The sequence below is a fragment of the Micromonospora sp. I033 genome (assembly GCF_053890995.1).
In genome coordinates this window covers 1-5,924 of sequence record NZ_JBSSLX010000288.1, presented here as the reverse complement: position 1 = coordinate 5,924, position 5,924 = coordinate 1, and the positions used below count along the sequence as shown (strand labels likewise).

At 76.8% G+C, this 5,924-nt stretch carries 4 protein-coding genes; 1 reads left to right on the top strand and 3 read right to left on the bottom strand.

Annotated features, from left to right (window positions below; translation table 11 throughout):
- Positions 1–1,143 (bottom strand): histidine kinase (locus ACW0Q9_RS28490; protein WP_456186518.1); only part of this gene is annotated, 1,143 nt, incomplete at its 3' end.
- 152 nt (positions 1,144–1,295) lie between these two features.
- Here ACW0Q9_RS28490 and ACW0Q9_RS28485 point away from each other — a divergent pair.
- Entirely contained in the window at positions 1,296–3,404 is a 2,109-nt protein-coding gene (locus ACW0Q9_RS28485; protein WP_456186516.1) for an MMPL family transporter, read from the top strand.
- 53 nt (positions 3,405–3,457) lie between these two features.
- On the opposite strand, the gene ACW0Q9_RS28480 is transcribed toward ACW0Q9_RS28485, so the two are convergent.
- Positions 3,458–4,582, bottom strand: coding sequence for a glycosyltransferase family 4 protein (locus ACW0Q9_RS28480; protein ID WP_456186514.1), 1,125 nt, complete (start codon positions 4,580–4,582; stop codon positions 3,458–3,460).
- Positions 4,579–5,838 (bottom strand): M48 family metallopeptidase, encoded by a 1,260-nt coding sequence (locus ACW0Q9_RS28475; protein ID WP_456186512.1) that lies wholly within the window; start codon positions 5,836–5,838, stop codon positions 4,579–4,581. The genes ACW0Q9_RS28480 and ACW0Q9_RS28475 overlap by 4 nt, the downstream gene beginning before the upstream one ends.
- Positions 5,839–5,924: the final 86 nt, after the last annotated feature.

Here is a 5,924-nt window from a genome sequence, read left to right as displayed (position 1 = left end):
GGGGCCGGCGCCGCCCCGCCCGTCGTCACCGACCACGATGGTCAGCCGCTCGTCGGCGTGGCCGAGCTCGATCCAGGCCCGGGACGCCCCGCTGTGCTTGCTGACGTTGGCCAGTGCCTCGGCCACCGCGAAGTACGCGGCGGACTCCACCGGGGCGGCCGGGCGGCCCGGCAGGTCGACGGTCACCGCCACCGGCAGCGGCACGGCCAGCGCCAGCGCGCGTACCGCGCCCGCCAGGCCGCGCTCGGCGAGCACCGGCGGGTGGATGCCGCGCACCAGCCCGCGCAGCTCGGCCAGGGCCTGCCCGCTGGTCTCCCGGGCCTCGGCGAGCAGCCGCCGCACCGCCTCCGGGTCGTCACCCAGGAGCTGCTCGGCCAGGCCGATGCTCATGCTCAGCGCGACGATCCGGGCCTGCGCCCCGTCGTGCAGGTCCCGCTCGATCCGGCGCAGCTCGGCCGCCTGCGCGTCCACCGTCTCCGCGCGGGTGACGGTGAGCTGGTGCACCCGCAGCGCCAGCTCGGCCGTGCGGGTCGGCGGCAGGAAGAACCCGGCGAAGGCCAGGTGCAGCCAGACCAGCCAGCGCCCGGCGGCCAGCCCGCCGGCCAGGAACAGCGCGCCCAGCGGGAAGCAGAGCAGCGCCTGCAGGAGGTTGCCGATCGGCCAGAACGGGCCGTAGCCGTACCAGTCGACGGTCAGGTGCAGCACCAGCGGCACCCCGAGCACGCCCTCCAGGCCGTACAGCGGCAGGACGAAGGCGGCCAGGCAGACCGCGCCGGTCACCCCGCCGGGCAGCAGCCAGGACAGGTCGCGCCAGGTGGCCGGGTCGCTCACCACCCAGCGGAACCGCCGCCAGGTGCCGAACTGGGCGCCCGCCGGCGCCGGCAGGTAGGGCGTGGCCATCTCCACCCCGCCCCAGCGCGCCAGCCGGCGGTGCAGCCCGGTGCAGAGCCGGACCAGCGCGGTGGCCACCGGGAACAGCGCGAACCCCACGCCGAACACCGGGATCAGCAACAGCGACACCAGCGACAGCACGAAGAGCACGACGTGCGTGCTCAACGACAGCAGGGCGATCAGCAGCCCCTGCGCGGCGGTGACCGCGCCGGGCCGGATCCAGGTGCGGAGCAGTCCGCGTACGCCGTCCACGGGCCTCATTGTGCGGCACCGGCCGCCACGGATCGGTGGTGCTGGCACCACCCCGGCCGGCGCGCTGGCACCCCTGACCCGCGCCCGGCCGGGCCGAAGGATCGGAAGCGGGGCCGCCGGCCCCGCGACCGTGACGACGAAAGGGAACTCGGATGTCCCCGCAACGCCTTGCCGGCCTGCCCGCCGGCCGCCGCGGCAAGTACGTGGCCCTCCTTCTCTGGCTGGCGCTGCTCGTGGTGGCCGGCCCGCTCGCGCTGAAGCTCGGCGAGGTGCAGGACAACTCGACGCTGGGCGCGCTGCCGGCCGGTGCCGAGAGCAGCCGGGCCGTGCAACGCGCCGAGGCGGCCTTCCCCGGCTCGCGACACCCCCTCGCGATCGCCGTCTACGTCCGCGACACCGGGCTCACCCCGGCCGACCGGGCCCGGGTCGAGGCCGACCGGGCCGCCTTCGCCCGGTACGCCGACGGCGGCGCGGTGTCACCGCCGGTGGCCGCCGCCGACGGTCGCGCGCTGCTGCTCTCCCTGCCGGTCAGCCTCGACGAGGAGCGGCGCGCCGAGGCCGTCGACGCGCTCAAGGACCGGCTGGCCGACGGCGCGCCACCCGGCCTGCGGACCGCCCTGACCGGCGACGCGGCCGCCGAGCACGACGTCTTCGACGCGTTCTCCGGAATGGACGGCGCGCTGCTGCTGGCCACCGCGCTCACCGTCGCCCTGCTCCTGCTGGTCACCTACCGCAGCCCGGTGCTGTGGCTGATCCCGCTGGTCGCGGTGGCCGTCGCCAACCAGCTCGCCGGGGCGGTGGTCTACCTGCTGGCCCGGCACGCCGGGCTGGCCGTCGACTTCCAGAGCCAGACCATCCTCACCGTGCTGGTCTTCGGCGTCGGGGTGGACTACGCCCTGCTGCTCATCGCCCGTTACCGGGAGGAGCTGCGCCGGCACGCCGACCGGCACGCCGCCATGGCGGTCGCGCTGCGCCGCTCGGCCGGCGCGGTCTGCGCCTCGGCGGCGACCGTCGCGGTCGGACTGCTCTGCCTGCTCGCGGCCGACCTGCCGGCCACCCGCGGCCTGGGTCCGGTCGGCGCCGTCGGCATCGCCGCGGCCCTGCTGGCCATGACCACCCTGCTGCCGGCGGTGCTGGTGCTCTGCGGCCGGTGGCTGTTCTGGCCGTTCGTGCCCCGCTACGCCCCCGGCGCCGACACCCGCGACCACGCCGCCGACCACGGGGTGTGGCGCCGGATCGCCGGCCTGGTCGCCGGCCGGCCCCGGGCGGTCTGGCTCGGCACCGCCGCCGCGCTGGCCGCGCTGACCCTGGGCATCGGCAACCTCAGCCTCGGCCTGCCCGACGACGAGTCGTTCACCAGCGAGGTCGGTTCGATCACCGGGCAGCGGCTGATCGCCGCCCACTACCCGGGCGGCTCGGCGGCGCCCGCCGAGATCCTGGCCGCCGCCGGAACGGCCGACCAGGTGGTGACGGCCGCCCGCGCCGTGCCGGGCGTCGCCGAGGTGGGCGCCCCGGAGCGCTCGGCGGACGGCCGCTGGGTGCGGGTGCCGGCGGTGCTCGCCGCCGCGCCGGACAACGACGCCGCCCGGGACACGGTGACCCGGCTGCGGACCGCCGTGCACGCGGTGCCCGACGCGCGGGCCCTGGTCGGCGGACGGACCGCCACCCTGCTCGATGAGGAGCGCACGGTGAACCGGGACAACCGGGTGGTCATCCCGCTGGTGCTCGCGGTCGTCCTGGTCATCCTGGTGCTGCTGCTCCGGTCGCTTGTCGCGCCGCTGCTGCTGATGGTCAGCGTGGTCCTGTCGTACGCGGCCGCCATGGGCGCGGCCGGGCTGCTGCTGAACGCCCTGGGCCATCCCCGGCTCTTCGTCGGGGTTCCGTTGCAGGCGTTCCTGTTCCTGGTCGCTCTCGGCGTGGACTACACGATCTTCCTGATGACCCGGGCTCGGGAGGAGGTCGCCCGGATCGGGCACCGGCCGGGCGTGCTGCGGGCGCTGACCGTCACCGGCGGGGTGATCACCAGCGCGGGCGTGGTGCTGGCCGCCACCTTCGGCGCGCTGCTGGTGCTGCCCCTGGTGCCGTCGGTGCAGATGGGCGTCATCGTGGCGGTCGGCATCCTGCTCGACACCCTGCTGGTGCGCAGCCTGCTGATCCCGGCGCTGACCCTGGACCTCGGGGTGCGCACCTGGTGGCCGGGCCGGCTGGCCCGCCGGTCGCCGCAGCCGGTCCCGCCGGAGCCGGCCCTAGCCCGCACCTGAACACCCGCTCGGACGTGGTGGCCTCGGCGGACGCCGGGGCCACCGCCAGTGGGTCAGCCGGCGAGCAGGGCGGCCATCCGCTCGGCCTGGGTCTCCCAGCGCCACTCCCGCTCCACCCAGGACCGGCCGGCCGCGCCGAGCTGGCGGGCCAGGTCCCGGTCGGCGAGCAGCGTGGCCACCCGGTCGGCGAGCTGGGCCACGTCCCGGCCGCGGACCACGTAACCGGTCTCGCCCTCGCGGACCGCGTCCGGCGCCCCACCGGAGTCGCCGGCCACCACCGGCAGCCCGGTCGCGCTGGCCTCCAGGTAGACGATGCCCAGGCCCTCGACGTCCAGCCCACGGTTGCGGGTCCGGCAGGGCATCGCGTAGACGTCGCCGGCGGCGTAGTGGGCGGGCAGCTCGGCCGAGGGCACCGAGCCGGTGAACACCACGTCGCGCTCCACCCCGACCTGCCGGGCCAACTTGTGCAGCGCCGCCCGGTAGGGCCCGCCGCCGACGATCAGCAACGCGGCGTCCGGCACCCGGCGGCGGATCTCCGGCATCGCCCGGATGAGCATGTCCTGCCCCTTGCGCGGGACCAGGCGCGAGACGCACACCACCACCGGCCGGTCGGCCAGCCCCAGCCGCAGCCGCACCCGCTCGCCGTCGACGCCGGGGTGGTAGGTGTCCACGTCGACGCCCGGGGCGAGCCGGCGCAGCTCGGTGACCCCGTCGAGCACCCGGGCCAGCCGGACCCGCGTGTATTCGCCGAGGTAGGTGGTGACGTCCACGCCCCGGCCGATCCGGCGCAGCGCCGACCGGGCGCCGGGCAACGCGGCCCAGCCGGCCTCGTGCCCGTGGGTGAGCGCCACCGCCCGGCGGATCCCGGCCCGCCGGCGCAGCCCGGCCGCGAGCAGCCCCAGCGGGGCCGCCGCGCCGAACCACACCGTGTCGCAGTCGTACGCCCGCGCCAGCCGGGCCGCCCGGCGGGCCACCAGCGGGGTGGGCAGCAGCACCTTGGTGCGCTCCCGGACCACCTCGAACGGCTGGTCGGCGTCGAACTTGGCCGCGCCCCGCCAGCTCGACGCGTAGACCACCACCGAGCCCGGGGGCTGGCGCACCGCGAGGTTGTGCACGAACGACTGGATGCCGCCGGGGCGCGGCGGGAAGTCGTTGGTGATCAGCAAGGTGCGGCTCATCCGCCGGACTCCCTGGCGTAGGCGCGGGCGGCGGCCATCCGCTCCACGGTGGACGGGTGGGACGCGGACCAGAGGTATTCCCAGCGCGGTGGGTCGGGGTCGGCCAGGTTCACACCGGCCAACCGGCGCTGCATCGCCTCGAAGGTGGCCGGGTCGCCGGTGAGCGCCAGCGCGTGCGCGTCGGCCCGGGCCTCCACCCGCCGGGAGACCAGCGCCTGCACCGGGGTGGCCACCAGACCCGCCACGGTGACCAGCGCGATCAGCAGCGGGAACGCCCGGGGATGGGCGATCGAGTCGACGCCGGCCAGCCGCAGCAGCGGCGTCCAGGAGCCGATCAGGTAGAGGGCGACCACCGCGGCGGCGGCGCCCAGCGCCCCCATGAGGGTGCCGGTCCAGACGTCGCGGTCCTTGGCGTGCCCCAACTCGTGGGCGACCACGCTTGTCACCTCCGCCGGGTCCGCCTCGCGCAGCAGGGTGTCGTAGACCACCACCCGACGGGTCGGCCCCAGCCCCGAGACGTACGCGTTGACCGCCCGCGTCCGCCGTGAGGCGTCGGCGACCAGCACGTCGCGCACCGGCACCCCGTCCCGCGCCGCCAGGCTCGTCAGCTCGGTGCGCAGCGGGCCGGGCTCCATCGGGGTGAACCGATTGAACACCGGCTCCACCAGCACCGGCAGCACGAACGACAGCAGCACGACCAGCGCGGCGGCGCCGGCCGCGCCGAACGCCCACCACCAGCGCGGGGCGAGCCGCACCACCGAGTAGAAGCCGAGCAGGACGAGCGCGCCGATCACCGCGCTGACCGCGTACGACTTGAGCAGGTCGACCGCCCAGCCACCCCAGCCCTGGGTGCTCAGCCCGTATCGGGTCAGCACGGTCTGCCGCCAGGCGGCGAAGGGCAGGGTGAGCAGGTCGGCGAGGAACATCACGGCCAACCCGCCGAGCACCGCCTGGGCGGCCCAGTGGCCGCCGAGGGGCCGGCCGGCCAGTTCGACCAGGCGGCTGCCGAGCGGGGTGAGCCCGAGCAGCAGGGCCACCACCAGGCCGACGGCGAGCGCCGACCAGCCGGCCGGGCGCAGCGCGCCGTGGAAGGCCCGGCCCCGGGCCACCTGCTCGACCGGGAGCGCGCGCAGCGCCGCGAGCTGGTCGGCGCGGGGCGCCGGCGGCCGGTGCCAGGGGATCAGCAGCGCGCCGGCGACGACCAGCGCGACGGCCAGCCCGGCCAGGGTCAGCACCGCCCAGCCGCGCGGGGTCACCGCCCCGCCTCGTCGCGCCGTACCCGCGTCATGCCGCTCCCCTCCCGCCGTGAGGGCCCATCCTAAGGCCCGGCGCGGGCGCGGTG